The following is a 25,895-nucleotide window of genomic DNA, read 5'->3' as shown; positions in this document are numbered from 1 at the left end:
ACAAAAATGGTAGAGATAGAATTTTTAGGGCCGATCGGGCGCGAATCCCTGCGCCTAAACGCAAACTCCTTGCAAGAGGTAAAAGCGGAGCTGCAAAAGGACGAAAGTCTGCGGGAGTGGCTTGCAAACTGCGCCGTAGCGGTAAACGATAAGATGATTTATGATGCGAATTTTGCGCTCAAATCCGGCGATCGCGTGAGCCTTCTGCCTCCCGTTTGCGGCGGCTAAGCTTAGGAAGCGGCGATGAACGAGGCTAAATTTAATCCAGAAATTTTAAACGGGATCGAGCCTGAAATTTATGAGGGCAGCTTGGACGTGAACGCGATTTTATCGCGCTGGTACACTAAATTTAAGGACGCAAATTGCGGCGCGTTCATTACTTTCGTAGGCATCGTGCGCGAAGAGGGCGGCATCTGCGCGCTTAGCTTCGATATATACGAGCCGATTTTGCGGACTTGGTTCGAAGCGTGGCAGCAAAAGGTCGCGGCACAGGGCGCATTCGTGCTTTTTGCACATGCAAACGGGGGCGTGCCTATCCACGAAAGCTCCTACGTCGCAGGCGTCGTAAGTCCGCAGCGTAAGGTCGCTCTGGCGCTAATAAACGAGTTTGTGGAGGATTTCAAGGCGGCCGCGCCGATCTGGAAATACGACGTAAAGGGCGGCAAAATCGAGGGCGGCAAAGTAGTAGGCGGGGAGAGGATCTACGCGGCAGATCGCTCGCAGAAAATAAAAGGCGCAGGGCTTTTGGGCTAAATTTGAAAGCGCGACCGGAGACTATGATGAGCTTTATAGAACGGTTGCGTGCAGATAAATCTTGCAAGGGGTATATAAATAGTGACGAATAAATTTGTTATTGATCTAAATTTTAATAAAGCGAGCTCATGGTTTTGCGTAATAATATTTTTTATATTCTTGAATGCTTTTTTCAATTTTTTGGCAGTTTCCTATGGGGAGAGCTATCCATATAACACTTTTTTGTTCCCGCCAGGAGATTTGCATGCCGATTTAATCAAAGTCGCTTTAAGCTATCTTCGAAACAAGCAGATAGACTATCATGAATGGCCGCAACTGTTTCAAAATTACTATATAAACAATGAATATGGCAATTTAGACAAGTTGCAAACAGGGGAGCTTACTAACTTTCATCTCCCTCCTCTTACTACCATCATAGCACTTATAAACGCAAAGATTTTACAATGCACGGATCCAAATTTTCTCCTCATTTTATTTTATGCAATAGCATTTTGTTCTATATTTATTTTAGCTTTATTTTTCGGCGGAAATGACAAAAGGCGACTGTTTTTGTTTATAATGCTTTTATTTAGTTACCCTATGCTTTTTACTCTTACTCGAGGTCATATATATGCGATAATCACAAATTTTATGACAATATTTTTCTTTTATAGTGTTTTTAAGAAAAATAATATTATTGTGCCGATCGTGCTTATGGCCATAATGTTTAATATGCGTCCTAATTCATTTTTCTTAAGTTTATTATTTTTTAACTATGGTTTTAAGAAAGGTCTTGCGGGGATCATATTTTCCGCTCTGATTGGTATCGCGCTATTTGTAGTGTATTTAAATATAGCTAGCTATTTATATCCGGATTATAATTTTAAAAATTTCAAAAGAGGGGTTGAAATATATTATAAACTCTCAGTTTTGGGAGATGGGGGAGATAGCTTTAATAATTCTTTGCTCGGAGCATTCAAATTTTTAAAATTTGAAAACATAGAGATTATTAATAAGATAATTTCCGTTTCTTTAGGCCTTATTGCACTTTTATCTCTATACCTATTCGCAAAGCATAAAATTAGTAGCTTTGATTTTATTTTCTTAATCTGTTCGCTTTATACGCTTGCATCGTCTGTTTTTGCGACATACTATATGGCTATATTTTATACTTTTTTGCTCCTTTTATTTAAATTTGATATAAGATCAAAATTTACTTTGCCTATAGTTATCGCAAGCGCCTTTTTACTAATACCGAAAAATTATATTTTTAAATCATATACTTCATTGGAGGTTCTGATAAATCCCATTTTTCTGCTTGGAGCAATTGTCTTTATACTTTATAAATCTATTCTTTTGGATAAATATGAAGCCGGAGCGGTCTAACTTTTTTAAAAACGATATAGCTCAGTCAAGGCGTTTTATCTGTTCTTGCAATCCTCTTAAAAAATCAATTAGGTCAACTCGATCATCTAAGCTTAAAGAATTTAAGAGATGAAAAGTTTTAAGAGTAGAATTTAACTGTTCTAAATTCCTTGGGCCTATGATTATTCCATCATAAGCAGGATTTGTATAGATAAAAGACATATTAATATCATTTATTGTATTAAAACCGATATCTGATAAAATATTATTATTGTTTAAGGCGTCGTAGAAGACCTTTCTCAATCTATTTGGATGCTCTATACCTCGGATTTTAGCCGATACGCTATCATCTCGCGCGACTTTTAATCCGCCTATATTTATTCCATAAGCACAGTAGCGTGCCTTTGGGAAGAATTTTTGATATTTTAATCTAGCATTATTTGTTAATAAATTCTCTTTGCATTGAATAATCCAACAATCGGCAAGCTCGGGCATCGATTCATAATAATCTTTCGGATTTTCTATCCCTGATAGTCCGATATCGATATCTCGGCTCCTTAGTTCATTTAAAGCAAATACCGTCTCTTTGATCAAATCAGAATTTTTTCTATTATCCCAATGCACGGATATACAAGCTAGTGAGTTACCAAAATTCAGTAGCAAATCATCGTATTCACTAAAAATATATTTTTTACTCAAATTTATTGAAGAAGAGCCTAAATTATCGACAGATCCGATCTTTACTAATACTAAAATGGAATTTCTATGCATACTGCACCATTGCGATAGCCATCGTAAGGCTAGACCATAATCTTTCTTGCTCTTATTGATAGGATAATTTGTAGCACAATCTACATAGGAATTCCCTGCTTCTACAAATCTATCTAAAATATAAAATGCCTCAGCCCTAGAGATCGCCCAACCCCACAAAGCAGTCCCCAAAATAAGCTTTTTAGTCTTCATTTTGTTTGAGTCTTTTTTTTAAATTAAAAATTGCTTTAAGATATTCTATGGTTAGTTTAATAATTTTTACTTTAGAGTTTGGATCGTCCGTCCATCTTATGGGTAGATCTAAAATTTTAAATTTCTTATAATCGGCGACGACCAAAAGCTCTGTAGAGAAGAACCAGCCATCGTTATTCGCTCCATTTTCTATCAAAGCTTCCAATATATCTCTTTTTAAAAATTTAAACCCGCACATTCCATCCGTAAAATTGCCGCGAAAGTTCAAATTTACAATTTTATTAAAAATTCTACTCGTAAAATTTCTAATAATCGACCTTCCTATGACGACAGATTCTTTTGCAAGTCTCGTTCCTGCGACCATATCGTATTTATCGCTTAAAAGTGCATCAAACACTTGATGCAAATGCTTAATGTCCGTAGACAGATCAAGATCCATGTAGCCTATTATACCGGCTTTGCTACTTAACCACGACGCTTTTAATGCCCTACCGACACCCTTTTCTTCAAGCCTTAAATATCTTATCCTAGGGTCATTTTCTTGAAATTCCCGCGCTATATGGCTTGTTTTATCGTTTGAGCCGTTATCCGATATAACAAGCCCTATTTGTCCATAGCGACCGCAATTCTTATCTAAAAATTCTATTATTTTCAGAATTTGATTTTTTAAAGTCTTTTCTTCGTTTAAAACGGGTATCGTTATTTCTATATCGGGTACAAACATGGTCTATCTTAAATATTTGAAAAAATATTCCAAAAATCTCTTTTTTTAACACCCAAAAAATCTTTGGCTTCTTTTATAGTATCAAGTATATCATAAATATTATCTATCTTTCCGCCCATTATATTTGAAAAATTTTTTATCCCGTAATCCTTAGTAAATAAAATAGGCCTTCCGTCATTCATCTCATTTTTAACCAATACCGTCTTTACCTCAAATATACTATCTTTATAAATTACATCTTCAAGCATCGGAATATATCTTTTCGCATCATTAATCATATATTTAAAATTTGATTTTTTATGATACGAGTTAAGAACGTCGTATCCGTTATGATATTCTTCGCGATCAATCCAACTACCGTGTGGAGTATATCTTACGTGGCTAAACGTATTTAGACCCTTTGAAGGAAACGGCATAATTGAAAAAAATGGACCGTCCATAACGGTAATAGAAAAATTCTTTAATTCGTCTGGCATCTCTATTAGAGACATCTCCGTAATTTCATGTTTTAAATTTAATAATGGCAGGTTAGAGCGTTGCAAAATAGTATTCAATCCGGAATAGGTGCAATTAAATACAAATTTTGCGCAGATGCTTTCATCTTCTTTTAAATTCACGCTTATATATCCATCGTTTCCATTTTCAATATTATAAACGGTAGTATTTAGTCTTAGCTCGCATTTTGTTTCAATATATTTTTCTTGTATAATTTCTTTTAAAATTTTTGCATCAAATGCAAATTCTTTTACTCTAAAGACATCCTCTATAAGCCTATCGTCAAACATCGCCTTAATACTACTAGGGGCTACCTTGATTGGGGCCCCTAGTTTTTTATACATTTCATAAAACTGTTTAGAGCTTACTTTGGAGCCGATTCTTGCAATGGCATAATATTTGTCAAAGTCGTCTTTTATAGCCTTTGCAAAGTCTCTTATAAATTTAGGAAAATTCGCCATTGATCTTAAAGCCGTTACCAAACTTCTTGGATAATGGTACCCCATATGAACTCTTGCTTGATTTACATAGCTAGCTCTTTTTAATATATCGTCTTCTTGTTCTATTACGACGACGTCATCAAAATATTCTTTCAAAAACATCCCCAGCGTTGAACCGAAGAAGCCCCCCCCTATGACGATACAATCATATTTTTTCATATGCTTCAAAATCCCTATTTTACTCTTTATCTACATTTTTTTTAGACGAGAATAACGTCAAACTACTTTTTTCATCTGAAATTTCATATAATGGAGTATTTTTTTGATTTTGAATTATTATTCTGATATGTTCTCCCAAAATAGCCAATACCAAAAAAAGTATAAAGAAAGTAAAAGAGGTGTACAAATTTGAAGAAGTCCATCCGCTTGCTACATTTTTATTTAAGATATAGCTTATCAATACATACAAAATATAAAATAAATTTAAAGTGGATGCGAATAGCGATAATATGGTTGCTGTCCTAATTAATCTATTTGAATAATTTACTATAATATCTATAGTAAAATTTACATTTTGTAAAAATGTTCTTTTATAGTTTTCTTTACCGATAGGCATATACGAGTAATCACATTTTGAAAAGCCGTTATTTAATTGAATCAACCTCAGAAATTTTACTTTATCCTCATTTTTCGTTATATGATTCATAACCTTTTTATTTATAACAAAAAAATCACTATGCATACTATTCAATTTTGCGCCGGTAAATATAGATACTATCTTATAAAATAGTTTTGACATCATTGATTCAAAAATAGTTCGCACTTTTTGCTCTCGCTTGCCCATGGCTATATCAAAAGCTTCTGCCTTATCAAGGATACCGATTACATCTTTTATATCCTCGTGCTCCAAATCGGCAATACAGCAAAAATCTCCTATGCAATTTTCTATCAAAATCGTATGGGCTATTTCAATATCTACGGTATTCGACAGTTTAATAATTCGCGTATTAGTTATACTTTTTATTAGCTCGTCGCATCGTTTTTTACATTCTGCATCACTAGTAAAATCTAATATTAAAATTTCAAAATAATTATAAACACTCTCCATTAAAGAATGAAGCTCTATTATCTTTCTTACGTCGGAATCATCATAAAAAATGATACCTATTGATATAAAATTATCTTTTTTCATATGAAATTCCCTTTATCCAAATACGCTATACGCGCCGATTATTTAATACATATACGAAATATAAATATTCATAAAAATCAAATTACTCATATATTGATTCTTTCTATGAAATCCAATCTCCTGTAAATTTTAAAATTTAAAAATATCTTTAATCTCTACGAGCTCTTTAGATATTGCAAAATCAATAGATTTATTTGCGTAATCACACCTAAAGATCGGCTCAAGCACCTCGGCAAAAAAGCCGTTTAGCCCTTCTTGCATGATCTGAGCGCCACTTTGATAGCGAGCTAGCCCCATAAATACGCCGTGTCCGATCGCGCCAAGGCCGCTTGCCTCATCGGCGATAAACTTATTCAGCGCCTTGCAAACCGCAACGACCGCGCTTGCGTTTACGATCTCGCGATCTCTTAAATAATCCTCAAGCGCGCCGTAATCGCACTCGCATCTGATCCATCTAAACGCCTTTGCGATCGAGGGCGAAACGCATTTGTGCTCACTTAGAGTGCATAGGACATATAAATTTTTAGGCACCGCAAAATATGAGCGGCCGTCCTTTAAAACGACGCTGGCGCGCGCTTTCTCGCCATCTTCAAAGCCATCGATTACGTGGGAATTTTTCGTGCGGATAAGCGAAAGCTCGTCTTCCTCGTCGTAGCGGCGATCCAAAAGCACCGCCGCCTCGCCAAAAATTTTATCCAAGCTCGCAGCGCTTGCATTGTCGATCAGAAAATAATACTCGCCCTTCGGATCGTTTAGCGCCTCTTTGCACAGCGTCTTAAACTCGCCGCTAATGAAACTTTCGCCATAAAATCCGTCTATAAAATCGCGGTATTCAAAGCCTTCGTGCAGGCAAACGTAGCGGAAATTTTTTGTCGCAAGCTTTTTTTCGGTGATCAAAGATCGCAGCCTGCGGGTCTTGCCGGTGCCGATCGCGCCGTAAAATATCGTATTTTTCGCAACCTCTTCGCTCTTGTAATTTTTGACGTATTCGAAAAATAGCGACGAATACACGATCCTAGCCGCGCCCACGACGTCCTGCGGATACGGGGTAAATTCCGCGATAAATCGCGAACTTACTTCGTAAAATTCTTCAAAAATTTCAACCTTTTCGTCGTAGAGCAAGGATAAAATTTGCGCGGTTTCATCGCGATAAATGAGAGTCGGAAACTCATCGTTGCACTGCGCAAATATGCTAGCTAGCAGATAGAGCTTCTCGCGCGAAATTTGTGCGAAATCGCCGTCCTCGGCAAGTCCTAAATTTAGCATCCCGTCGTCGCTTAGGTAGCTATCGATTAGATAGAAATTATCGGCATTTATCGCGGATTTTAAAAATTCCATCAGCACGAAGGGCTGATTATGCAGCGCGACGTCGAAAAAATCGATCGCCAAAGCGCTGTCCACCGCCGTAAGAAGCCTGTAAAGCTCGTCGTAGAAATTGACTAGCTTTTGTTTAAAAATATCGCGCGCGGTGCGCTCCTGCGAATAGCTATTGAAATTTTTGACGATATTTTCTATGAAAACATAAAGCGAGACGATGTTTTTGTCCTCGCCGCTAAGCACGCTATCTACGCTTTTTACGGCATTTTTAGGAAACAGCTCCTTTTTGCCGACGATGCGGTCTTTAAAAACGAAATCGTAATAAAACGCGCTGATATTGGAATCAAAAAACTGATCCATAAAGAAATACTCGGCGTGCGCGAACTTCTCGCCCAAAGATAAAATTTTGCAGCTTCTAAGATTGCCGTCACTGAGATTTATATATAAAGTTTGCAAAAACTCGTTCTCGGTCTCATCAAAGCTTGCGAGGCAGCGCTTTATCTCGCCTAAATACTTTGAGATCGCGGTTTGTTTTTTAAGCCAGAATTGGTTTTTGTTGTGATTTTTCCAGCTGGCGACCAGCGACTCTATCTTTTCCTTGCTAAAATCTTGCATGACTCATCCTTGAAAGATTAAAATTGCGTATTGTACTTGAATTTAAATAAATAATTAATAAAACTCTGATCTCGCAGTGGAGCCGAAAGCAAATTCTATTAAATTTACGCGTTAGGAGGCGGTAGGAAATTTTAAAATTTACTGCGCGCTAGATCTATCCGCGACCCTGCACCAGCGGGACGAATTCGCAGGCGCCGAGCTCCTCTTCTTTGATCTCGCTTGGCGAAATTTTATTAAATCTAACGATCTTTTGCGAGCCGCCTCTATTCATCGGAGCGACCAAAATCCCGCCGATTGCCAGCTGCGCAAACAGCCTCTCGTCGATCCGCTCGGCGCATGCGGAGAGCAAGATCCTATCAAAAGGGGCGAAATTTTTCCACCCGGCGTTGCCGTCATCGTGGCGCAGGCTGATGTTTGAAATCCCGAGATTTGCGAAGTGCCTTTTAGCCTCGCCCACCAGCCGCTCGACACGCTCGACGGCAAAGACGCGGTGAACCATCCTGCTTAAAATAGCCGCTTGATAGCCGCTGCCGCAGCCGATCTCTAAAATTTTCTCGACTTTCGGATCGACGCTTAGCGCCATCGTCATGCGCGCGACCGTCAGCGGTGAGCTGATCCACTGGCTGGCCAAAATGGGCTGCGCGTTGAGGCTGAAAGCGTGCGCTCCAAGCGGGGCAAACTCACTTCTAGCGACGCTACAAAACGCCTCAAAAAGCGCAGGATTTAAGCTCACCTGCTCGGCGATGTCGTTCGCCATCTTTTCGCAGCGAAGCCGCTCTAGCGAGACCATAGCGCGCCCCCACCCGACCAGACACTAAATTTAAAGCCGCGAAAGTTTCTGCTCTGTTTAAATTCAGAGCCGATAAAATTTTTAAAACTGCCGCCGAAGCGCTCAGCCCGCGATGCGGCAGAGTAAAATTTCAAACCACAAAATCCGCTAAAAATCATCGAAACTCAAGCTTCCTTTGCTGTAGTTCGTGACCTTGCTCTCGAAAAAGTTGCTCTTTTGATCGTTAAATTTAGAAAAATCATCGACCCATTTTATCGGATGTTTCGCGCCGTATCGTTTCTCAAGCCCGATGGCGAGCAGGCGCTGATCGACCAGGTAGTGGATGTATTCTTCGATGATGTCGTCCGTAAAGCCCATGATTTGATTATCCGTGATGTATTTGCCCCAATCGATCTCTAAGTTCCCCGCTGTTTCGAACATCTCGTAAATTTTATCCACGTTGCGCTTGTTAAACAGATCGGCGCGCTCCTTGCGGACGGAATTTATCATATTTTGAAAGAGTAGCAGGTGCGTGATCTCGTCGCGCTGTATGAAGCGGATCATCTGCGCGCTGCCTAGCATCTTGCCCGCGCGCGCGAGCGCATAGATCGAGGTAAAGCCGCTATAGAAGTAGATCCCCTCTAAAATTTGATTCGCCACCATCGCTAGTAGCAGCTTATCGTCGCTAACCTCGCCCGCAAGCTCCTCATAGACGCTTGAGATGTAGTCGTTTTTCCTGCGGAGCATATCGTCGTGCTTCTCCATCTCGTAAATGAGATCGGTATTTTCACAGATCGCCTCGACCATGACGGCGTAGGATTTGCTGTGATTGGCCTCCTCGTAGGCTTGGCGAGCGAGCACGGCGTTGATCTCCGGAGCCGTGATGTAGGGGTTGATATTATCGGCGAGATTGTTGGTCTGAAAGCTATCCATCGATATCAGCTGGCTCCACACGAGATCGTACATCCGTTTCTCGGCGCTTGTGAGATTGAAGTTATAATCGCGCACATCGTCCGTGGTATCGACCTCTTTAGGAAACCAGGTGTTGGCCTCCATCAGATCCCAAAGTTTCAGCGCCCATTGATATTTCGCCTTGGTAAAATTTAAAATACCCTGCGGATTGCCGCCGAAGACCTTGCGATCGGTAAGGGTCTCGTCGGAGAAGGGGTTGTAGATTTTTTTCCTATCCATTTTTTGCCTTTTTAAAAATTTAGGGCGTATTGTAACGAAAAAAATCTTATCGAAGGCTTTGCAGGTGAAATTTAAAAGCGTGAAATTTCACCCGTAAAATTTGCGCGGAATTTTATAAGACGCACACAGCTCGGCAGGAGCACATGGCGGAATTTTGCGACTAAGCGTGCAAAAGCTAAATTTTATACCGGCTGCATACTTGGAGCTTTGAAATGAAATTTTACGGCGAAGCTTTGGGGTAAAATTTTATGATGAAATTTTAAAGGCATGCGGTGCAATTCCATCTATTTACTTTTCGCCAATGCCTGCGGCAAGCGCTATTGCGGCAAACGACAAGGCGAAATTTTATCGCAGCTCAATATACGCCAAACAATGCGCGCTAGATTAAAATTTCATCGCGTTCATCGCAGCAAGACGCGCGCTACGGCGCAAATTTAATCAAAATTTCGAAGTTCGATCTTTAGATCTGTGCGGATTTTACTCGGATCAAAACTCGCAAGCGGTGCGCTTAAATGGCCGAAATTATCGCCGGTAGGCAGGAAGTTTTGCAGATAATAAACGCCGCGGTAGCCCTCGCTGTATAGAATTTGCGCCATCTGCTCAATCTTTGCTTTGTTTAAAAAATCGGCATGCACGGTCGTTCGCACCTCAAATTTAAAATTTTGCCGCAGCAAAAGCCTAAGAGTTTGCAGAAATTTATCGTATAAGCTTGACTTTGTAATGAGCTCAAAATCCTGCCGCGGCGCCTTAAAATCAAGCGCGATATAATCGATCAGCCCTAGGCTTAGCGCCTCTTCGATCTTTTGCGGATTTGAGCCGTTGGTGTCAACCTTTAGCAAAAAGCCGTGCCGCTTAACTTCGTGCGCCAGCGGGATAAAATCGCTCGCACAGGTGCATTCGCCGCCGCTAAATACGATGCCTTGGAGCTTGCCCGCGCGCGCATCCAAAAAGCGCAGAAACTCTTCGTTTGAAATTTTACCCTGAGAAGTAACGATTTGTGGGTTGTAGCAGTATATGCAGCGCATATTGCAGCCGCAAAACCACGCAATCGCGGCGATGTGATCAGCAAAATCAAGCATCGTAAACGGCGTGATCTCGTAAATCTGCGCGTTACGCAGGTTTAAGGCTTGCGGCGGCTTCGTATGCGTTTGTTGCATTTGGCCGGTAGCGGCGACTAGGCGATCTGCTTTTTGTCTTTTTTCTCTTCAAAAAAGACGCGCTCTTTGTGTTCGCCCTTCTTTCCGATATTAAAACTCTCTACGGGGCGCAAATAGCCCATTACTCTTGTGTAAACGACGCATTTTGTGCGTTTTGCTTCTAACTCTTTTGGAAATTCCATTCTCCATCCTTTCATTAAGATTAAAATTTAAATCGCTATTTAGGCGCCCTTGCTCTGCTTGGCCTTGTATTCCGCAAGCAGCTCCTCGTCGCATTTCGGGCAGTATTCATGCTCGCCGCTGATGTAGCCGTGTTTATGACAGACGCTGAAAATCGGCGTGATCGTGATATAAGGAAGCTTGTAGTTTTGCACTACGCTTTTTACGAGCTGTTTGCACGCCTGAGCCGAGCTTATGCGCTCCTTCATATACAGATGCAGCACCGTGCCGCCTGTATAGGAGCTTTGCAGCTCGTCCTGCATCGCCAGCGCCTCAAACGGATCGCTTCCGAAATTTGCCGGAAGCTGCGTAGAATTGGTGTAGTATATGTTTTTATCAAACCCCGCTTGGATGATATCTGCGTAGCGCTTCTTATCCTCTTTGGCGAAGCGATACGTAGTTCCCTCGGCAGGCGTGGCTTCGAGATTATATAAATTTCCGGTCTGCTCCTGAAACGAGCGGATCTTCTCGCGCAGATAATCGACCATTTTAAGGGCAAATTTACGCCCGAATTCCGTCGTAATATCTTCTTTGTTGCCGCTGAAATTTCGGATCATCTCGTTTGCGCCGTTGATGCCGATGGTGCTGAAATGGTTGTTAAAGCCCGGCAGATAGCGCTTCGTGTATGGATACAAACCGCGCTCGAACATCTCGGTAACGAATTTTCGCTTCTTCTCAAGCGTCGATTTTGCAAGCTCTAAAAGCTCGTCCAGCCTCGCATAAAGCGCCTCTTCGTTATTTTTATACAGATAGCCTAGGCGGGCTAAATTTATCGTTACGACGCCGATACTTCCCGTCATCTCCGCGCTTCCAAAAAGTCCTCCGCCGCGCTTAAGAAGCTCGCGCAGATCAAGCTGCAAACGGCAGCACATCGAGCGCACAGCGCCAGGCTTATACGCCTTTGGATTGGGTACGCGCTCGCCCTTTTCGTTCGTGATATATTGCGAGCCGATAAAATTTTGAAAATAACTGGAGCCTACCTTGGCGGTGTTTTCAAAAACCGCGTCGGCTGCAGGAGTATCCCAATCAAACTCCTCCGTTAAATTTACCGTAGGGATCGGGAAGGTAAAGGGCTGACCACACTTATCGCCCGTCGTTAAAACCTCGTAAAACGCAATCACGATGCGATTCATCTCGGGCTCGAAATCGCCGTAAGTCAAAGCCTCAAGCGAGTCCTTGCCGCGCCTTTTAGCCTCGGCCAAAAGCTCCTCGTCGTGTAAATTTTTAAATAGATGCTCATTGTTATGCGTAGGGATCTGCGTTTTTAGATCATCCGGGCAGGTCATATCGATGGTGACGTTGGTAAATGGGCTCTGACCCCAGCGCGCCGGAACGTTTAGGTTAAACACGAAGCTAGTGATCGCCTTTTTAACCTCATCGTCACTTAATTTATCGCGGAAAACGTATGGCGCCAGATACGTATCAAAGCTGCTAAACGCCTGTGCGCCCGCCCATTCGCTTTGTAAAATTCCAAGGAAATTGGCCATCTGATACAGCGCTTCGCGGAAATGCTTCGGCGCCTTGCTCTCGACTCTGCCGCGCACACCGTTAAAGCCCTCGTTTAGAAGCACGCGCAGGCTCCAGCCCGCGCAATACGCCGTAAGGCAGTCCAGATCGTGGATATGATAGTCGCCGTTTCGGTGCGCTGCGCCCTCCTCGCGAGAGTAAATTTTATCTAGCCAGTAGTTTGCGATGACCTTGCCGGCGGTATTATTGATAAGGCCTGCGTTTGAGTAGCTGGTATTGGAATTTGCTAAAATTCGCCAATCCTGCTTGCTGATATATTCATTGACCGTCTGGGTGCAGTTGATGTAGGTCGTATCCTCCTCAAGCCCCAAAATGTGCTCGCGCTGCATCTTGTGCGTGTGGCGGTAGATCATGAAGCTTTTCAAAACGGCGAAATCGCCCGCTTCGAAGAGCTTTTTCTCGATTAAATCTTGAATATCTTCGACACTTAATTTATCTTTAAAAACGATCGCGCTCATTACGTTATCAAAGACTTTTTCGTCAAACTCGTTACCGACGCTTTTGTAGGCTTTTTTGATAGCATCTTTTATTTTGTAGGATTGAAATTCTTGAAAACTTCCGTCTCTTTTAATGATTTTCTTCATAATAACCCCGCGAATTTTCTGAATAAATTGGCAGAAAGTATATCAAGGAATCTTTAACTCAAAATTAAAGGAACGAGCGGAATATCCGTTACAAATTTTGCTTATAAAAAACGAAATTTAACTAAATCTCGCTATAATCGCGAAGTTTATTTTATAAAATTTGGAAATGCTATGAAAAATTTTAAAATAAGTTTTTTCGTGATTTTACTATGTACCTTTTTAGCGGGCTGCGCTGCGCTTAAAGGCTCTAAAAGCACGGGCAATTCGGCACTTGCAGGAGGCATCGACCACGCAGGATATCCAAACGCATATCTGGAGCGCATCGCAGGCGAAAGCATAGCTGATCTACTCTCAAAGCGTATCGTCGGCAAGAGAGGCGGTAGATTCAGCGTCGTCGGCATCGAACCGCTGGACGGGACGAACGCGCACGGCGTGGATGCGGAATTTTTGAGCAAAAAAATTAGAATTTCACTGCTGCATTCAGGCAAAGCAGTCGTCACCGACGCTCCAAGTAAAGATGAACTCGTATTTAGCAACGATGGCGTAAGCCGTGGCTATCACGCCGTAGAAAGCGGCTCGATCTACGCGCCGGATTACATCTTGGTAGGTAAAATTTCACCGCAAAGTCCCGCTGCGGCAAACGATGGTAAGGCAGGATCTAAAAAAGCAAAAAGCTTAAATTCTGCAGCTAAAAATTCTACCGCGCAGGCAAGCGAAAGCCTACTTTTAGAGCTTTCGATGATAGATACTCGCAATAACAGAAGCGTGTGGAAGTATAAAAAAGCGCTTCAAAAGCAAATTTAAGGAATTTTTCGCTAAACTCACGATTCATTTTTTTGAAAGGCGGTGAGGAAAGTGCCTGGAGTAAAGGTATATCCGAACGAATCATTTGACGAAGCTTACAGACGCTTTAAGAAGCAGACTGATCGTAACCTAGTCGTTACCGAGGTTCGCGCGAGACGATTTTTTGAGCCGATGACGGAAGTCCGCAAAAAGCAAAAAATTTCAGCTCGCAAAAAGATGCTTAAACGTCTTTACACGCTACGTCGCTACGAGTCCCGCTTGTAGCAATTTGCGCGGATTTGCGGATTTTAAATTTGCAGATCCGCGCGAAATATATCTCAAATCTTTTTAAATTTACAGCCCGCTTGAAATTTACCCACCGCGTCAGCGCCGGAATTCCGATCTAAATTTTAAAATTTACCTCTTAAATTTACCCGCCTTTGTGCGGCACTTTCTTTGTACGACGCCCGCGAGCCGCTAAATTTTGAAATTTATTTTTACCTATTCGTTTTTTAGATATACTTCTACATAAATTTCAAGGAGCAACCATGGACTTAAACGACTACCTCCACACTCAAGGCCAGCAGCCCTCAAACCCTCAAGAAAAAGAAGTAGCGCTCATCAAATACACCTTCATCGCGGCCTGCGCCTTAAAAGCTATAGCCGAACTGGTGCTATTGCTATTAGGAATTTACGGCGGATTGGGAGTATTACTAAGCGCAGCGGCATTCGTGCTTTTTATCTTTAGCATTTATAATATCTCCAAGCTTACCGCAAGCCGCAGCCTTTTGCGTAACGCAGCCATCGCCTTTGCGGCAATATTTATAGGCGTATTGTTATTTATATTTTTAGCGGGCGGCATCATCGCTCAAATACTACTTGCATTAGGATTTATCGCATCGTTTCTGTTTTTTTATAGATTTTATCAGGAGCTTGCCGATACTAGCGGAGTCGCGATATTTTCATATTGCTTTATCGCGCTTGTACTTGCTGCTATTGCAAATGCATTTTTGGCGCGCTTTTCACTGCCCGCTACGGTGCTGCTCAGCTTAGCGGCTCTTGCACTTAATGCTTTTGCTATGTTCAGCGTAGAGGGTTTTTCTCGTTCGTATTATTCTTATGATCTTAGAGGCAAAAGATAAATTTTGATTGCTTGATTGGTTGTGGAAAGACCGGCAAAGAGCTAAATTTTTAAAATTTAAAATCAAGGAGCAAGCCGTGGTCTATTTTAAACACATATCTCTCGCGCTATTTTGCGGAGCGCTGTTTTGCGGCGTACTTTACGGCGAAAATCCAAATAAAATTTCAAAGCAAAATTTTAAATCTGACTTCATCTGGGGCGTTACGATCGACGACGGCTGGTACGAGGACACGCAAGACGCCTCGGGCGCGAAGCTGCAGAGCATCGTGCGCGCCCTGCAAGCCCTACCCGTAAAGCCCACCGTACGCGTCGTGATGTCAAAAGATATCGCTCCGCGCGAGTACGAGCCTCTTTTTAGGCGGCTTAGCGAGGTTTCGTACGTAATGGCCTGCCCCGTGGACTCCTACGAGATGAGCTCGTACAAAAGCGTGAAAAGCTACGAAAAGAGGTTCTCGGACGCCTACGCTGCGCTTGCGCCCCACGTCGCGATCTGGGAGATCGGCAACGAAATAAACGGAGAGGGATGGCTGGGGGACGATGCGAATTTTATCGCCGCTAAGATGATCGCGGCCTTCGAGCTCATCCACAAAAAGGGCGCCAAGACGGCGCTTACTGCATATTATACGCCGCCCGGAGCGCAGAAAACGCAGATGCGCGAGTGGCTGCAAAAATTCGTGCCGCAGGATATGAAAGAGGGGGTGGATTATCTTTTCGTAAGTTACTACGAGGACGACAACGAGGGCTTTGCGCCTGATTGGAGCGAAATTTTTACAGATCTGCAAAGCGCCTTTCCCGCTTCAAAGCTCGGCATCGGCGAGTGCGGAAACACGGCGTCGGACGCTACGCAGGTGAGCAAAAGGGCGATGATGAGGCGGTATTATACGATGCCGCGCTACGCTAAAAACTACGTGGGCGGGTATTTTTGGTGGTATTTCGTGCAAGACTGCGTAAGCGGGGCGGGATCCGGCGCTTCAAACGGCAAAAATCGCGGCGCGCGCGACAAAGCAGAAGCCACGGACGAACTGCTAAAAAGTCTTAGCGAAGCAATAGGCGAAGCGTACAGATAATACGCGGAGGATTTCAAATTTAAAGCAAAATTTTATGCTTTTTAGGTGCAACGAGGTAAAATTTAGATATGAAAACTTTTATAAAAATTTTAAAAATTACCGCCTTGGTCGTGAGCGTTGCATGCGTGCTTTTTGTGCTGTATATATTTGTGATTTTAAATTTGCTTTTTTCATCCGATACGCCCGAGGGTTGCGATCCTAGTATGCCCACTAGCGCTTGCGATTATATCGATGAAAAATTTGAAAAAGAGCTACAAAATTTGCCTCCCGTCGCCGCTCTGCCGAGTCTAGACAAAAGACCCGTATTTTGGCTAGGCGAGAAAAAATTCGCAGGAGGCGCGAAGTTTGATTATCTATACATTAAGGACGATTTTGGGGTCTGGCTTAGGTATGAGGACAGCGATAGCGACGACTTTTTGCTACAAAAAGATATGCCAGAGCGCTACTACGGATACGACGAGATCGATCGTTCGCCGGACGAAAAGTGGGTGAGTAGAGAGCTTGGATATTATAGCTACGGCATCTACGATATTTCGCTTTTTAAAAATGAAGCCAAGATATTTTCTCAAACGGCGTATAAGGTCGTGAGGAAATTTATCGGCTTCTTTAATCTACACTCTATGAGGGGCACCTCTTTTGCGGCTCCACAAGGCACCGAGGAAAATTTAAATGCTATAAGTGAGCTTCAAACTCCGCTTGCGGATTTTCCGAAAAAGCAGAACTACTCTGGGCTCGGCCCAGCTTATCAATCTGAAGCTGAAGGTTATGTCGGAGATGAAATAGCCAAAAAGCTTGCTCGCAATATCTTTGAGATCAAAGGCGAGGGATGGCGGCAGACCATACGTATAAACAGCAGCGCCAAAGATATAAAGGTAATCTGCGGAGATGAAATTTGCCTCGCGCTTGCCTTCGATGAAAGCGAATTTAATCGTTGCGATAACGATACGCCTCATACGGCAATTTATACGCTAAATTTAAAGCAAAAATTTAATAATTTTCATATGCTTACTAGTAGTAATTTTAACTACGTCAAGCTACGCGATAAGTATACTTTAGACGATGTAGAATCCTTTAAAATAGTTTTATCGAGATTCAGATATATCAAGGGATATAACAAAGATCGCGAAATCACGGACTACGAGGTTATCTTGCGAAATAGCGAGGGCGAACAGGTTAATGAAATCTGCAGAAACGAAATTAAGAGGGCTCGCAGTCGCTTGCGATAAATCTAAGATAGCGCCACAGGATTTGGCACATAAGGTCGTGATTTCGGCGCGCTTTAATTTAGCTTTTAAAATTTACGCGAGAATTTTAAAATTCTAAGCTTCAAGCTTTAAAATTTGCCCGCGGAGCTTTTAAAATTTATCGCTCGGCTTAGGTTTATTTTATCCGCGCTAAGACAGCGAAATTTTTAGGGCGTCGCGATAACTAAGCGCAAAATAGCGAAATTTCACAAAGCTGTGGCAAACAAGATACGCAGAGAATGCACGCAAATTTCAAATTTATCTGGATTTTGCCCGCCCGACGCCTAGCACAATTATTTAGCTACAATCCCTCTTGCTCGCTTTACTTTTCGCTCGTCTTACGATTTACTCGTCTTGATAGCTACTGCACTTTGCCGAAGCTACTGCGCGCCCTTTCGCAAAACTGCACGGCATGTGGGATTGTGCCCATCGCTCGCAAGTTTTGCAGCACATGCGCGCGATAAAATTCTGTAGCGCAGGCACTTTCAATAAATTTTGATTTAAAAACGCAGGCGAGAGGCAATCTAAATTTTAAAGCTCATGCGCTCCACGGCTAGCCTGCAAGCGCTCTGCCCGCAAGCATCCCAGCATAGCAAAACAGCATACAAACGCATACGCTTAAGACCGCGTTTAGCATGCCTATAGCAAATTCTCGCGCCAGCAATAATTGCAACGTATCGTAGCTGAACGTAGAAAATGTCGTAAAACCGCCCAGTGCGCCTGCGACAAAAAGTACCCGCAGGCTCTGCGTTAAATTTAGTGCGAGTAAAAACCCTATCAGCAAGCTTCCCAGTGCATTTACGCAAAAAGTAGCGATCGGAAACGCGCTCCAAAATCCGGCGCGATCCATTGCGCGCGCGATCGCTCCGCTTAGGCCTACTCGCGCCATCGCGCCTACACAGCCGCCTAGCCCTGCTAAAATCAAGTTCGTCAATCCAAGTCCTTTTAAAATTTGTAAATTTTATTTCGCTATCTAGCCTTCATAAGACGAAAGATGTGCGACTTCGCTATTTTAACGCGGCTCGTTAAAATTCAGCTTTTAAAATTTGCTCGCGCTTTTTGAAATTTCGTTTTAAAATTTTACTAGCGCGACGAAACGCGACGTTTTACGCGCCGCCGCAAAATAGCGACTAAGAGCGCGCAGTGCAAGAGGACGGTAATGCAAACTACGAGACGCAAAAGGGTGGCGTAGCAAAACAGCGCGAACGCTTAAACCGCGCTTGTAGCAAAACTGAGGCAAAGCAAAACGTAGCGCGGCAATCGCTGCAGCGCTACTGCAGCGGGAGCTACTGCAGTACCTTTTTTAGCGCCAGCGCAAATAGCACGACGTAGAGGACGAGTAGCCATTTTTTCTGCGTTTCGCGCTTTGCACGGCGAGCCTGAGAGGTACCGAAATACACACCCAAAAGCCCGCCCACGGCTAGCAGCGCGCCGCGTTCGTAATCCACATGACCGTTGTACGAAAGGCTCAAAAGCGCGCTAAATGAGCCGAAAACGATAAAAAATAGCCCCATGCAGACCGCTCTTTTGATATCGACGCCCAAAAATCCGACCAATACGGGCGTTAGAAATACCGCGCCGCCCACGCCCATGCTAAGCGCAATCGCGCCGATAGCAAAGCCGATGAAAAACAGCGCTGCGCCGTGGGGATCGGCATTGCCGCCGCTCGTTACGTTCGTGCTAAAGAGTTTAAGAAATGAGATCGCAAGCGTCAGCAGAAGACCGATCTCAAGCACGATTTCTGGCGAGTATTTTACGATAAAGCCCGATAGGCTCGCGCCACACAGCCCTCCGAGCCCCACCGCGATGCCGCTATCTAGGCGAAGCTTGCCCGCGCGGTAGTTCAGATATGAGCCAAAAAGCGAGACGATGAACATCTGCATCACCGAGATGCCCGCGGCGGTCTTGACGTCGTATCCCAGAGCCATCATCACGGGCATTACGACCGTGCCGCCGCCGATACCGAAAAAGCCCGATATGAAGCCCACGACGACGCCGACAAAGGGGAGTTCTAGCATTTTTGATCCTTAAAATTTGAAGCGAAGTTTATAGCTTTAAAATTTAAAGCTTGCTAAATTTGCGAAATTTTTGATTTGGAAGCGGGGGATTTGCGGGATTTTGAGACGGGGAATTTTGATCGCGGGATTTCGGTTTGAAATTTATGCCCCAAATTTTGGTTTGAAATTTTATCTGGAATTGACTTGGCTTGAAAGTTTACAAGCGGAATTTTGACTCGAAATTTCAGCGCGCGATTTGCAAAATTTGAAAATTTACGGGATTTTAAGGAGTGGAATTTCGGCTTGAAATTTTATGCAAATTAGACCGACTGCGTTTGTTCGTATTGCGGCTTGGCAGCGGATTTTAAAATTCTGCGCCCAGACTGCGGCTCAGAGTAAATTTGAGATAAAATTTTACGTTTATATCGCGGGCGCAATATTTTTTGCCGCGATTAAATTTTCGACAGGGTTCTATCGCGGCGAAATTTTATACGGCAAAATTCCGCTAAGTAAAATTTTAGACAAAATTCTGCGGCGAAATTTCCGCGTTCCGTATCCTAAAAATCGCGGCAAAAACGGTGCAAAATCAAGACAAGATCGCCGTAAAATTTTATACGAAGCGGGCAAGCGCAAAGAGCGCGAATTTTTTGCAAAATTTACGACGAAATTTCACCGCTAAAAGCTCGTTTAAGGCCGTCCAAAACCCGCTAAAAAAGTGCCAAAAGACTAAAAAGCCGCCGCAAAATCCTCACGATGAAATTCCGCCCGCAAATTTCTCCCGGAAAAATTGCTTCGGATGGGGTGGGATTTGAACTCGCGGCAAATTTTCCGAGCTAAATTTACGCAAAAATCCGCATTAAATCCGCAAGCTTTATCGTAAATTTCTCCGAGCGGTTTTTGCGCCTTATGAAATTTCCAGCACGATATCCTTTTTTAGCCCAATCTGTTTGATCTCTAGCACGGAAGCGCCGCCCAATCGCAGCGCAAGCACCTCCGCCTCGCTGCAAGCACCTGCCAGAGCTATTTCGCGCAACACCTTACCGCGCCAGGCCTTAGCGTAGTGGCTCAGCACCTTGCCGCCTTTGATGAAACTAAAACTCAAATATTCGCGCTTCATCTCATAAAATTTTTCGTAAAATCCCGCGCGCAGATCCACGACGCACTCATCTGCCAGATAGCGATCCAGCGCGGCGGAGAAGCTGTCGCGATAAAATTTCGCCGCGTCTATGCCGCCGAATTTTTCGCCCTGCTTGAGCTTGTAGTTCGGCAGCGCGTCGCCGCCCAGCACGGGGCCGAAAAGGTTTGAAAAAATTATCGTGTTTCGCTCCGCAAACTCCTGCGCGCCGGGGCTTAGCGACGCGTAGCCTAGGGCGCGATACGCGGTGCCGGTGTAGCGCAAAAGCGCCTTCGCGCAGCCTTTTTCAAAGATATTTTCGCGCAGAACCGCATCCCATTTTTTCAGCCCGAAAAGCTTGCAAAGCTCCGTCTCGCTTGCTTTATCCACGAAATCCGCGTAAGCGCGCAGCATCTGCAGGCGCTTTTCGTAAAGATCTGCAAAGATGAAATTTCGCTTGCAAATGCGCGTGTCGCCGCTTTGCTCGCTTTTCATCTCGCTTGGGGAAAATAAAATTTTCATACGCTCTCCTTAAAATTTGCTCATTTTACTAAAATTTTGCTTGCATTCAAGCCCGCTTAAGCTCGCGCCGCCCGCTCAAATTTAAGCTAAGCAGCGTATAATGGCGCTAAAAATTCCAAGGACAAAAATGCTTTTAGAAGAGCCGCTGTTTTACTACCGCGAAATTTTAAAGACGCATCCGCAAAGCTACCTCGCAGAGGACGACGCTCAGGTCATCATCGGCATCGATTGCGATTATTTCGACGGATTTAAGATGAGTTTTGAGGCTTTGAGGCTTAAATTTGATGAGGTAAAAAGCGCAAAAGAAGGCGCGAGCGAGTTTAAAAACGCGAGCTTTGCCGGGCTTTTCGGCGTTTTGGGCTACGACATCGTCCGCGCGTTTGAAAATATCGGCGCGCCGAAGCAGGCGCTGTATGACTTCCCGCCGTTTTTTTACGCCGACGCCGCAAACTACCTGCACTACGATAAAATCAGCAAAATTTACGATTTTTACGGCAAAGACACTGGAATTTACGAAAGTCTGCGCGGGCTTAGCTCGCAGGTTTCACAACAGGTCGCCGTCGAAACAGCAGCTGCGCCCCAGAGCGCCGTAAGAACGGACGCCGCGATAAAAGGCGGATCGAAATCGCAAAGCGCGTCTGAGCGGGAGCCTCAGAAAAAAGAGCTTAAATTTAAAATTTTAACCGATCTGGGCGCCGAGGAGTCGCATTTTAGCGCGATGGTCGAGGCTGCAAAAGAAAAGATAAAAAGCGGCGACGTGTTTCAGGTCGTGCTGGGCGAAATTTTAGAAGTCGGCACGAATCTGGGCAGCCTGGAGTTTTACGAGCGACTCAAAAAGAACAATCCGAGCCCCTATATGTTTCACTTCCCGACGCCGTACGGCTGCGTCGCGGGCTCCAGCCCCGAGCTGATCATGGAGATCAAAAAGGACGAAATTTTCGTCGCTCCCATCGCGGGCACACGCAGCAGAGGCGCGAATGCCGAAGCGGACGCGGCGCTCGAGCGCGAGCTTTTAAGCGATGAAAAGGAGCTTGCGGAGCATCGGATGCTGATCGATCTAGCTCGCAACGACATCGGCAAATTTGCCGCGCCCGCCTCGGTGCGGGTGCAAAACGCGATGCGCGTCGTGTGCTACGAAAGCGTGATGCACATCGTAAGCGAGGTTTACGGCAGTAAGCCGCGCGGGGTAAGCGCGTTTGAGGTACTCGGCACTATCTTTCCTGCGGGCACGCTAAGCGGCAGCCCGAAGATTCGCGCGATGCAGATCATAAACGAGCTGGAGCGCTACGAGCGCGGCATCTACGGCGGCGGAATCGGATTTTGGCGCTTTAGCGGCGACGTGATGCAGGCGATCTTGATTCGCTCGGCGATCTTCGTCAATCGCGACGCGCAAAATTCCTGCTCGGGCGAGAATTTTAAACGAAATTCCTATTTAAATTTAGACGCTGCTTGCAGCGGTGAAAATCCCGAGACGACGGAGTTTTGCGGTGCTGCGGCGCAAAATGGCAGCGGCGAGGCGCAAAATTTAGCTCATGCGAGCGAGCGCGACGCGAGATTAAATTTAAAAACTCGCGCAGACCTCGGGGCGCTAAATTTAGAAAGCAAGCCGAGCTTTAGCCGCGCGATGCGGTTTGAGGCTGCCAAATTTAGCGCGGAGAATTTCGGCTGCGAAGGGCTAAACAATCTCGTATTTATCGGAGCGGGCGCAGGTATCGTTTACGACAGCTCGCCAAAGAGCGAATACGCAGAGATCTGCAAAAAGCGCAAAAGCCCACTCAAGGCGATCGAGGAGCTATGCGAGGAAGTTTAGACGCTTTAAATTTAGCTAGCCGGGCGCACCGCTTTTCTGTGCGAGTTTGATTCGGCTAAATTTAAAAGCGCGATCGCTGCGAGAGTGTTAAAATTTACGGCTAGCTTCATTCGGCGCTGCAAAGCCGAGATGCATATCGGCTGCAAAGCAGCGTAACGTCGCAGCTGATGTAGTAATGCCGCAGCCGCGGGCGAAATTTTAAATTTAGCACGCAAGAGGCGCTAAAACGGCGCTAAATTTAGCCGCCGCAAAGCGGTTAAATTTAAACTATTTAGAATTTTAAAGAGGCGCAAGCGCCCTAAAAAAGGATAAAATTTTGATTTTAATGATAGATAATTACGACAGCTTCGTTTTTAATATTTATCAATACATTTTGGAGCTAAGCGACGAGGAGGTGCGCTACTTCCGCAACGACGAGATAACGCTAGAGCGGGTGCGCGAACTTGCCCCGTCGCACATAATCCTAAGTCCCGGACCAAATCATCCAAAAGACAGCGGCGTCTGCCTGGATATTTTGCGTGCGGATTTGGACGTGCCGATTTTGGGCGTGTGCCTTGGGCATCAGGCGATCGGATACGCGGCAGATGCGGAGATAAAGCAGCTGGAGGTGCCGCTACACGGCAAGAGCTCGTCGATCGAAATTTACGCAGATGGCGTGCTTTTTAGCGGACTACCGCGTAAATTTGAAGTGATGCGCTACCACTCGCTTTATGTGGACGAAGCTACGCTGCCGCGCGAGTTTGAAATTTTAGCAAAGAGCGAAAACGACGGCATTATAATGGCGATGAGGCACCGAAGCAAGCCTGTTTTCGGCATTCAATTTCATCCCGAGAGCTTTTTTACTCAATACGGCAAAAAGATCATCGAAAATTTCATCAATTACGGCAAAAAGATAATTTTAAAGGAGAAACTCGTGGTAAATTTCGCCCCGTTTATGTTGAAGCTACAAAAGGGCTTCCCGCTAGATAGCGACGATTACGCCGTCATTTGTAAGGCGCTTTACGAGCAGGATTACGACATCGTGCAGCTTGCGGGGCTGCTCGTGCTAATCAGCGAAAAATCGCTCTACCCAAGCAGTCTCACGGCGCTCGTGCGCAGTATATTAAAATACTCGATCACCTACGACGATCCGAGCCCGATGTTTGATATCGTGGGCACCGGCGGCGATAGGCTAAAGACGATCAATATCTCCACGACTGTGGCCTTTATCGCGGCAAGCTTCGGCGTGCGTGTCGCCAAGCACGGCAACCGCGCGATCACCAGCAGATCGGGCAGCTCCGATGCGCTCGATGCTCTGGGCGTGCCGCTACTTAGCGATCTGGCGCAGATTAGAGTGCTGCTAGATCGCACGGGGCTAGCGTTTTTCCACGCGCCGTTTTTTCACAAGATCACCGCCGAGGTCAAAGAAGTTCGCAACCGCCTAAAAATCGGCACCGTCTTTAATATAATGGGGCCGCTGCTAAACCCGAATTTAAGCCTGAGCAATCAGATCGTGGGAAATTATCTGGAGGAAGTAAACGGGCTCATCGCCGAAACGCTGATGATTTTGGGGCGCAAGCACGCTCTGGTGGTGCACGGCATGGACGGCATGGACGAGATCAGCCTGTGCGACGAAACGCTAATCCACGAGGTCAAGGACGGCAAAATTTTAGAATACCGCGTAAATCCCGAGCAGTTTGGCTTTAAACGCGCATTTCACGGCGATATCGAAGGCGGCGACGGTGAGGCTAACGCCGAAGCTTTAAAGCAAATTTTAAAAGGCGAGCTTAGCGGGCCGAAATTTGACATCGTCGTGCTAAATGCGATGTTTGCGCTATACTGCGCCGATGTCGTAGCAAGCCCTGCGGAGGCTAAGCCGCTCATTTTAGAGGCGATCAAATCGGGCAAGATTTACCGATATTTTGAGGACTATACGCGAGGCAAAGCTTGAAGAATACTATAAAAGAAATTGAAATTGCCGAAAATCCTGCCTTTTTAAAGGAACAGCTAATTAGCTATTTGGGTAATAAACGCGCAATATTAAACGAAATTTTAAACGTGCTTTGCGAGATAAAGAGCGAACTAAAAAAACAAAAGATAAGTTTTGTAGACGTTTTTAGTGGTTCAGGCGTGGTTGCAAGAGCAGCCAAAGCATACTCGAGCCTCGTTGTTGCAAACGACTTAGAGGATTATTCGCGCGTGATAAACTCATGCTATCTTTCAAATTTCACGCCAGAGCTCAAAGAGCAAATCGACAAAAGTTTTAAGCAAATTTTAGAAAAATTTAAACCCAGCGAGAGCTTTATAAGCGAACTTTACGCTCCAAAAGATGACGCTAATATAAAACACGGCGAGAGAGTATTTTATTCTCGTGAAAATGCGCTAATAATCGGTGGTTTGCGTAAAGCAATAGAAGAAATAGATCTAGATTTTAGGCATTTTTTTATAGCGCCTCTGCTCAGCGAGGCTAGCATCCATTCAAATACAGGTGGCGTATTTAAGGGCTTTTACAAAGACAAGGATGGTGTAGGAAAATTCGGCGGTAGCGGAGAAAATGCGTTAAATAGAATTTTAGGTAAAATTACTCTTCAAAAACCAATTTTTTCAAATTTTACGAGCGAATTTGAAGTTTATCAGCAAGATGCCTTAAGGCTAACGGATATTTTATCCCCTTTGGATATCGCTTACTTCGATCCGCCGTATAACCAGCACCCTTATGGCTCAAACTATTTTATGCTAAATTTAATCACAAATTTTAAGGCTCCCGACCCTAAAAATTTAAGCGAGGTATCGGGCATACCAAACGACTGGAATCGCTCGAATTTTAATAAAAAGGCAAAAGCAGCAGATGAATTTTTTGCCTTATTGTCTAAATTTCCGGCTAAATATTTAGTCATCTCTTTTAATTCGGAAGGATTTATCAGTGAGGCGGAGTTTCTTTTAAATTT

Annotated in this window: 23 protein-coding genes and 1 pseudogene; 12 read left to right on the top strand and 12 right to left on the bottom strand. The window is 44.2% G+C overall.

Going from position 1 to position 25,895, the window contains the following annotated elements:
- Positions 1-6: 6 nt before the first annotated feature.
- The 3 genes from Q0274_RS10670 to Q0274_RS10660 all read left to right on the top strand — a co-directional run bounded on the left by Q0274_RS10670 (position 7) and on the right by Q0274_RS10660 (position 2,118).
- Complete coding sequence (locus Q0274_RS10670) at positions 7-228, top strand: MoaD/ThiS family protein (RefSeq protein ID WP_298029591.1); 222 nt, start codon at positions 7-9, stop codon at positions 226-228.
- Positions 229-243: 15 nt separating this feature from the next.
- On the top strand, positions 244-753 hold the full coding sequence (locus tag Q0274_RS10665) for a molybdenum cofactor biosynthesis protein MoaE (protein ID WP_298029589.1): 510 nt from the start codon (positions 244-246) through the stop codon (positions 751-753).
- Between the two features lie 81 nt (positions 754-834).
- Positions 835-2,118 (top strand): hypothetical protein, encoded by a 1,284-nt coding sequence (locus Q0274_RS10660; protein WP_040303295.1) that lies wholly within the window; start codon positions 835-837, stop codon positions 2,116-2,118.
- 21 nt (positions 2,119-2,139) lie between these two features.
- Here Q0274_RS10660 and Q0274_RS10655 read toward each other — a convergent pair whose 3' ends face one another.
- The 9 genes and pseudogenes from Q0274_RS10655 to Q0274_RS10615 all read right to left on the bottom strand — a co-directional run bounded on the left by Q0274_RS10655 (position 2,140) and on the right by Q0274_RS10615 (position 13,290).
- Entirely contained in the window at positions 2,140-3,060 is a 921-nt protein-coding gene (locus tag Q0274_RS10655; protein ID WP_005869376.1) for an aldo/keto reductase, read from the bottom strand.
- Positions 3,050-3,784 carry a glycosyltransferase gene (locus Q0274_RS10650; protein ID WP_005869378.1) on the bottom strand — a complete coding sequence of 245 codons (735 nt, stop codon included), beginning with the start codon at positions 3,782-3,784 and terminating at the stop codon, positions 3,050-3,052. The genes Q0274_RS10655 and Q0274_RS10650 overlap by 11 nt, the downstream gene beginning before the upstream one ends.
- A gap of 8 nt (positions 3,785-3,792) precedes the next feature.
- Positions 3,793-4,938, bottom strand: coding sequence for an FAD-dependent oxidoreductase (locus Q0274_RS10645; RefSeq protein ID WP_005869380.1), 1,146 nt, complete (start codon positions 4,936-4,938; stop codon positions 3,793-3,795).
- A 19-nt stretch (positions 4,939-4,957) separates the two neighbouring features.
- Positions 4,958-5,911 carry a hypothetical protein gene (locus Q0274_RS10640; protein WP_005869381.1) on the bottom strand — a complete coding sequence of 318 codons (954 nt, stop codon included), beginning with the start codon at positions 5,909-5,911 and terminating at the stop codon, positions 4,958-4,960.
- 129 nt (positions 5,912-6,040) lie between these two features.
- The gene (locus Q0274_RS10635) at positions 6,041-7,843 is read right to left on the bottom strand and encodes a hypothetical protein (protein WP_298029584.1); all 1,803 of its coding nucleotides are present in this window, start codon (positions 7,841-7,843) and stop codon (positions 6,041-6,043) included.
- Positions 7,844-7,997: 154 nt separating this feature from the next.
- On the bottom strand, positions 7,998-8,633 hold the full coding sequence (locus tag Q0274_RS10630) for a protein-L-isoaspartate(D-aspartate) O-methyltransferase (protein ID WP_297917640.1): 636 nt from the start codon (positions 8,631-8,633) through the stop codon (positions 7,998-8,000).
- Positions 8,634-8,780: 147 nt separating this feature from the next.
- Positions 8,781-9,803, bottom strand: coding sequence for a ribonucleotide-diphosphate reductase subunit beta (locus Q0274_RS10625; protein WP_177387058.1), 1,023 nt, complete (start codon positions 9,801-9,803; stop codon positions 8,781-8,783).
- Between the two features lie 434 nt (positions 9,804-10,237).
- Positions 10,238-10,960 (bottom strand): anaerobic ribonucleoside-triphosphate reductase activating protein, encoded by a 723-nt coding sequence (locus Q0274_RS10620; protein ID WP_298029582.1) that lies wholly within the window; start codon positions 10,958-10,960, stop codon positions 10,238-10,240.
- Positions 10,961-10,977: 17 nt separating this feature from the next.
- Positions 10,978-13,290, bottom strand: a pseudogene (locus Q0274_RS10615) (ribonucleoside triphosphate reductase).
- A 171-nt stretch (positions 13,291-13,461) separates the two neighbouring features.
- Between Q0274_RS10615 and Q0274_RS10610 the strand changes: the two are divergent.
- The 5 genes from Q0274_RS10610 to Q0274_RS10590 all read left to right on the top strand — a co-directional run bounded on the left by Q0274_RS10610 (position 13,462) and on the right by Q0274_RS10590 (position 17,507).
- Complete coding sequence (locus Q0274_RS10610) at positions 13,462-14,094, top strand: hypothetical protein (RefSeq protein ID WP_298029580.1); 633 nt, start codon at positions 13,462-13,464, stop codon at positions 14,092-14,094.
- 51 nt (positions 14,095-14,145) lie between these two features.
- Positions 14,146-14,358 carry a 30S ribosomal protein S21 gene (gene rpsU / locus Q0274_RS10605; protein ID WP_005869392.1) on the top strand — a complete coding sequence of 71 codons (213 nt, stop codon included), beginning with the start codon at positions 14,146-14,148 and terminating at the stop codon, positions 14,356-14,358.
- 263 nt (positions 14,359-14,621) lie between these two features.
- A complete protein-coding gene (locus Q0274_RS10600; protein WP_298029578.1) occupies positions 14,622-15,215 on the top strand; it encodes a hypothetical protein in 594 nt (197 codons plus the stop codon).
- Between the two features lie 76 nt (positions 15,216-15,291).
- On the top strand, positions 15,292-16,281 hold the full coding sequence (locus Q0274_RS10595) for a hypothetical protein (RefSeq protein ID WP_298029576.1): 990 nt from the start codon (positions 15,292-15,294) through the stop codon (positions 16,279-16,281).
- Positions 16,282-16,349: 68 nt separating this feature from the next.
- A complete protein-coding gene (locus tag Q0274_RS10590; RefSeq protein ID WP_298029574.1) occupies positions 16,350-17,507 on the top strand; it encodes a hypothetical protein in 1,158 nt (385 codons plus the stop codon).
- 571 nt (positions 17,508-18,078) lie between these two features.
- On the opposite strand, the gene Q0274_RS10585 is transcribed toward Q0274_RS10590, so the two are convergent.
- Together Q0274_RS10585 and Q0274_RS10580 are read right to left on the bottom strand one after the other, a co-directional pair.
- Positions 18,079-18,459 carry a CrcB family protein gene (locus tag Q0274_RS10585; protein ID WP_298029572.1) on the bottom strand — a complete coding sequence of 127 codons (381 nt, stop codon included), beginning with the start codon at positions 18,457-18,459 and terminating at the stop codon, positions 18,079-18,081.
- Between the two features lie 352 nt (positions 18,460-18,811).
- The gene (locus Q0274_RS10580; protein WP_298029570.1) at positions 18,812-19,543 is read right to left on the bottom strand and encodes a sulfite exporter TauE/SafE family protein; all 732 of its coding nucleotides are present in this window, start codon (positions 19,541-19,543) and stop codon (positions 18,812-18,814) included.
- Positions 19,544-19,835: 292 nt separating this feature from the next.
- Here Q0274_RS10580 and Q0274_RS10575 point away from each other — a divergent pair, with 292 nt between their 5' ends.
- The gene (locus tag Q0274_RS10575; RefSeq protein ID WP_298029568.1) at positions 19,836-20,201 is read left to right on the top strand and encodes a hypothetical protein; all 366 of its coding nucleotides are present in this window, start codon (positions 19,836-19,838) and stop codon (positions 20,199-20,201) included.
- 225 nt (positions 20,202-20,426) lie between these two features.
- Here Q0274_RS10575 and Q0274_RS10570 read toward each other — a convergent pair whose 3' ends face one another.
- On the bottom strand, positions 20,427-21,158 hold the full coding sequence (locus Q0274_RS10570; protein WP_298029566.1) for a YaaA family protein: 732 nt from the start codon (positions 21,156-21,158) through the stop codon (positions 20,427-20,429).
- A gap of 127 nt (positions 21,159-21,285) precedes the next feature.
- Between Q0274_RS10570 and Q0274_RS10565 the strand changes: the two genes are divergently transcribed.
- From Q0274_RS10565 to Q0274_RS10555, 3 genes are all read left to right on the top strand, one after another.
- Complete coding sequence (locus tag Q0274_RS10565; protein ID WP_298029564.1) at positions 21,286-22,968, top strand: anthranilate synthase component I family protein; 1,683 nt, start codon at positions 21,286-21,288, stop codon at positions 22,966-22,968.
- A gap of 316 nt (positions 22,969-23,284) precedes the next feature.
- Positions 23,285-24,898, top strand: coding sequence for an anthranilate phosphoribosyltransferase (gene trpD, locus Q0274_RS10560; protein WP_298029562.1), 1,614 nt, complete (start codon positions 23,285-23,287; stop codon positions 24,896-24,898).
- The coding region (locus Q0274_RS10555; protein WP_298029560.1) for a DNA adenine methylase at positions 24,895-25,895 on the top strand (1,001 nt) is incomplete at its 3' end. The genes trpD and Q0274_RS10555, both read left to right, overlap by 4 nt.

This window comes from uncultured Campylobacter sp., from assembly GCF_937973075.1.
Lineage (GTDB): Bacteria > Campylobacterota > Campylobacteria > Campylobacterales > Campylobacteraceae > Campylobacter_B.
Note: the sequence above shows the minus strand (reverse complement) of the source record. Positions and strands in the feature narration are given on the sequence as shown.

Bases quoted from the DNA above. Each gene is read 5' to 3' on its own strand.
- Q0274_RS10625 (WP_177387058.1), bottom strand. From the start codon at position 9,803: ATGGATAGGAAAAAAATCTACAACCCCTTCTCCGACGAGACCCTTACC.
- Q0274_RS10665 (WP_298029589.1), top strand. From the start codon at position 244: ATGAACGAGGCTAAATTTAATCCAGAAATTTTAAACGGGATCGAGCCT.
- Q0274_RS10570 (WP_298029566.1), bottom strand. From the start codon at position 21,158: ATGAAAATTTTATTTTCCCCAAGCGAGATGAAAAGCGAGCAAAGCGGC.
- Q0274_RS10655 (WP_005869376.1), bottom strand. From the start codon at position 3,060: ATGAAGACTAAAAAGCTTATTTTGGGGACTGCTTTGTGGGGTTGGGCG.
- Q0274_RS10670 (WP_298029591.1), top strand. From the start codon at position 7: ATGGTAGAGATAGAATTTTTAGGGCCGATCGGGCGCGAATCCCTGCGC.
- Q0274_RS10600 (WP_298029578.1), top strand. From the start codon at position 14,622: ATGGACTTAAACGACTACCTCCACACTCAAGGCCAGCAGCCCTCAAAC.
- Q0274_RS10620 (WP_298029582.1), bottom strand. From the start codon at position 10,960: ATGCAACAAACGCATACGAAGCCGCCGCAAGCCTTAAACCTGCGTAAC.
- Q0274_RS10575 (WP_298029568.1), top strand. From the start codon at position 19,836: ATGCAAATTAGACCGACTGCGTTTGTTCGTATTGCGGCTTGGCAGCGG.
- Q0274_RS10650 (WP_005869378.1), bottom strand. From the start codon at position 3,784: ATGTTTGTACCCGATATAGAAATAACGATACCCGTTTTAAACGAAGAA.
- Q0274_RS10640 (WP_005869381.1), bottom strand. From the start codon at position 5,911: ATGAAAAAAGATAATTTTATATCAATAGGTATCATTTTTTATGATGAT.
- Q0274_RS10565 (WP_298029564.1), top strand. From the start codon at position 21,286: ATGCTTTTAGAAGAGCCGCTGTTTTACTACCGCGAAATTTTAAAGACG.
- Q0274_RS10610 (WP_298029580.1), top strand. From the start codon at position 13,462: ATGAAAAATTTTAAAATAAGTTTTTTCGTGATTTTACTATGTACCTTT.
- Q0274_RS10580 (WP_298029570.1), bottom strand. From the start codon at position 19,543: ATGCTAGAACTCCCCTTTGTCGGCGTCGTCGTGGGCTTCATATCGGGC.
- Q0274_RS10645 (WP_005869380.1), bottom strand. From the start codon at position 4,938: ATGAAAAAATATGATTGTATCGTCATAGGGGGGGGCTTCTTCGGTTCA.
- Q0274_RS10630 (WP_297917640.1), bottom strand. From the start codon at position 8,633: ATGGTCTCGCTAGAGCGGCTTCGCTGCGAAAAGATGGCGAACGACATC.
- Q0274_RS10635 (WP_298029584.1), bottom strand. From the start codon at position 7,843: ATGCAAGATTTTAGCAAGGAAAAGATAGAGTCGCTGGTCGCCAGCTGG.
- Q0274_RS10590 (WP_298029574.1), top strand. From the start codon at position 16,350: ATGAAAACTTTTATAAAAATTTTAAAAATTACCGCCTTGGTCGTGAGC.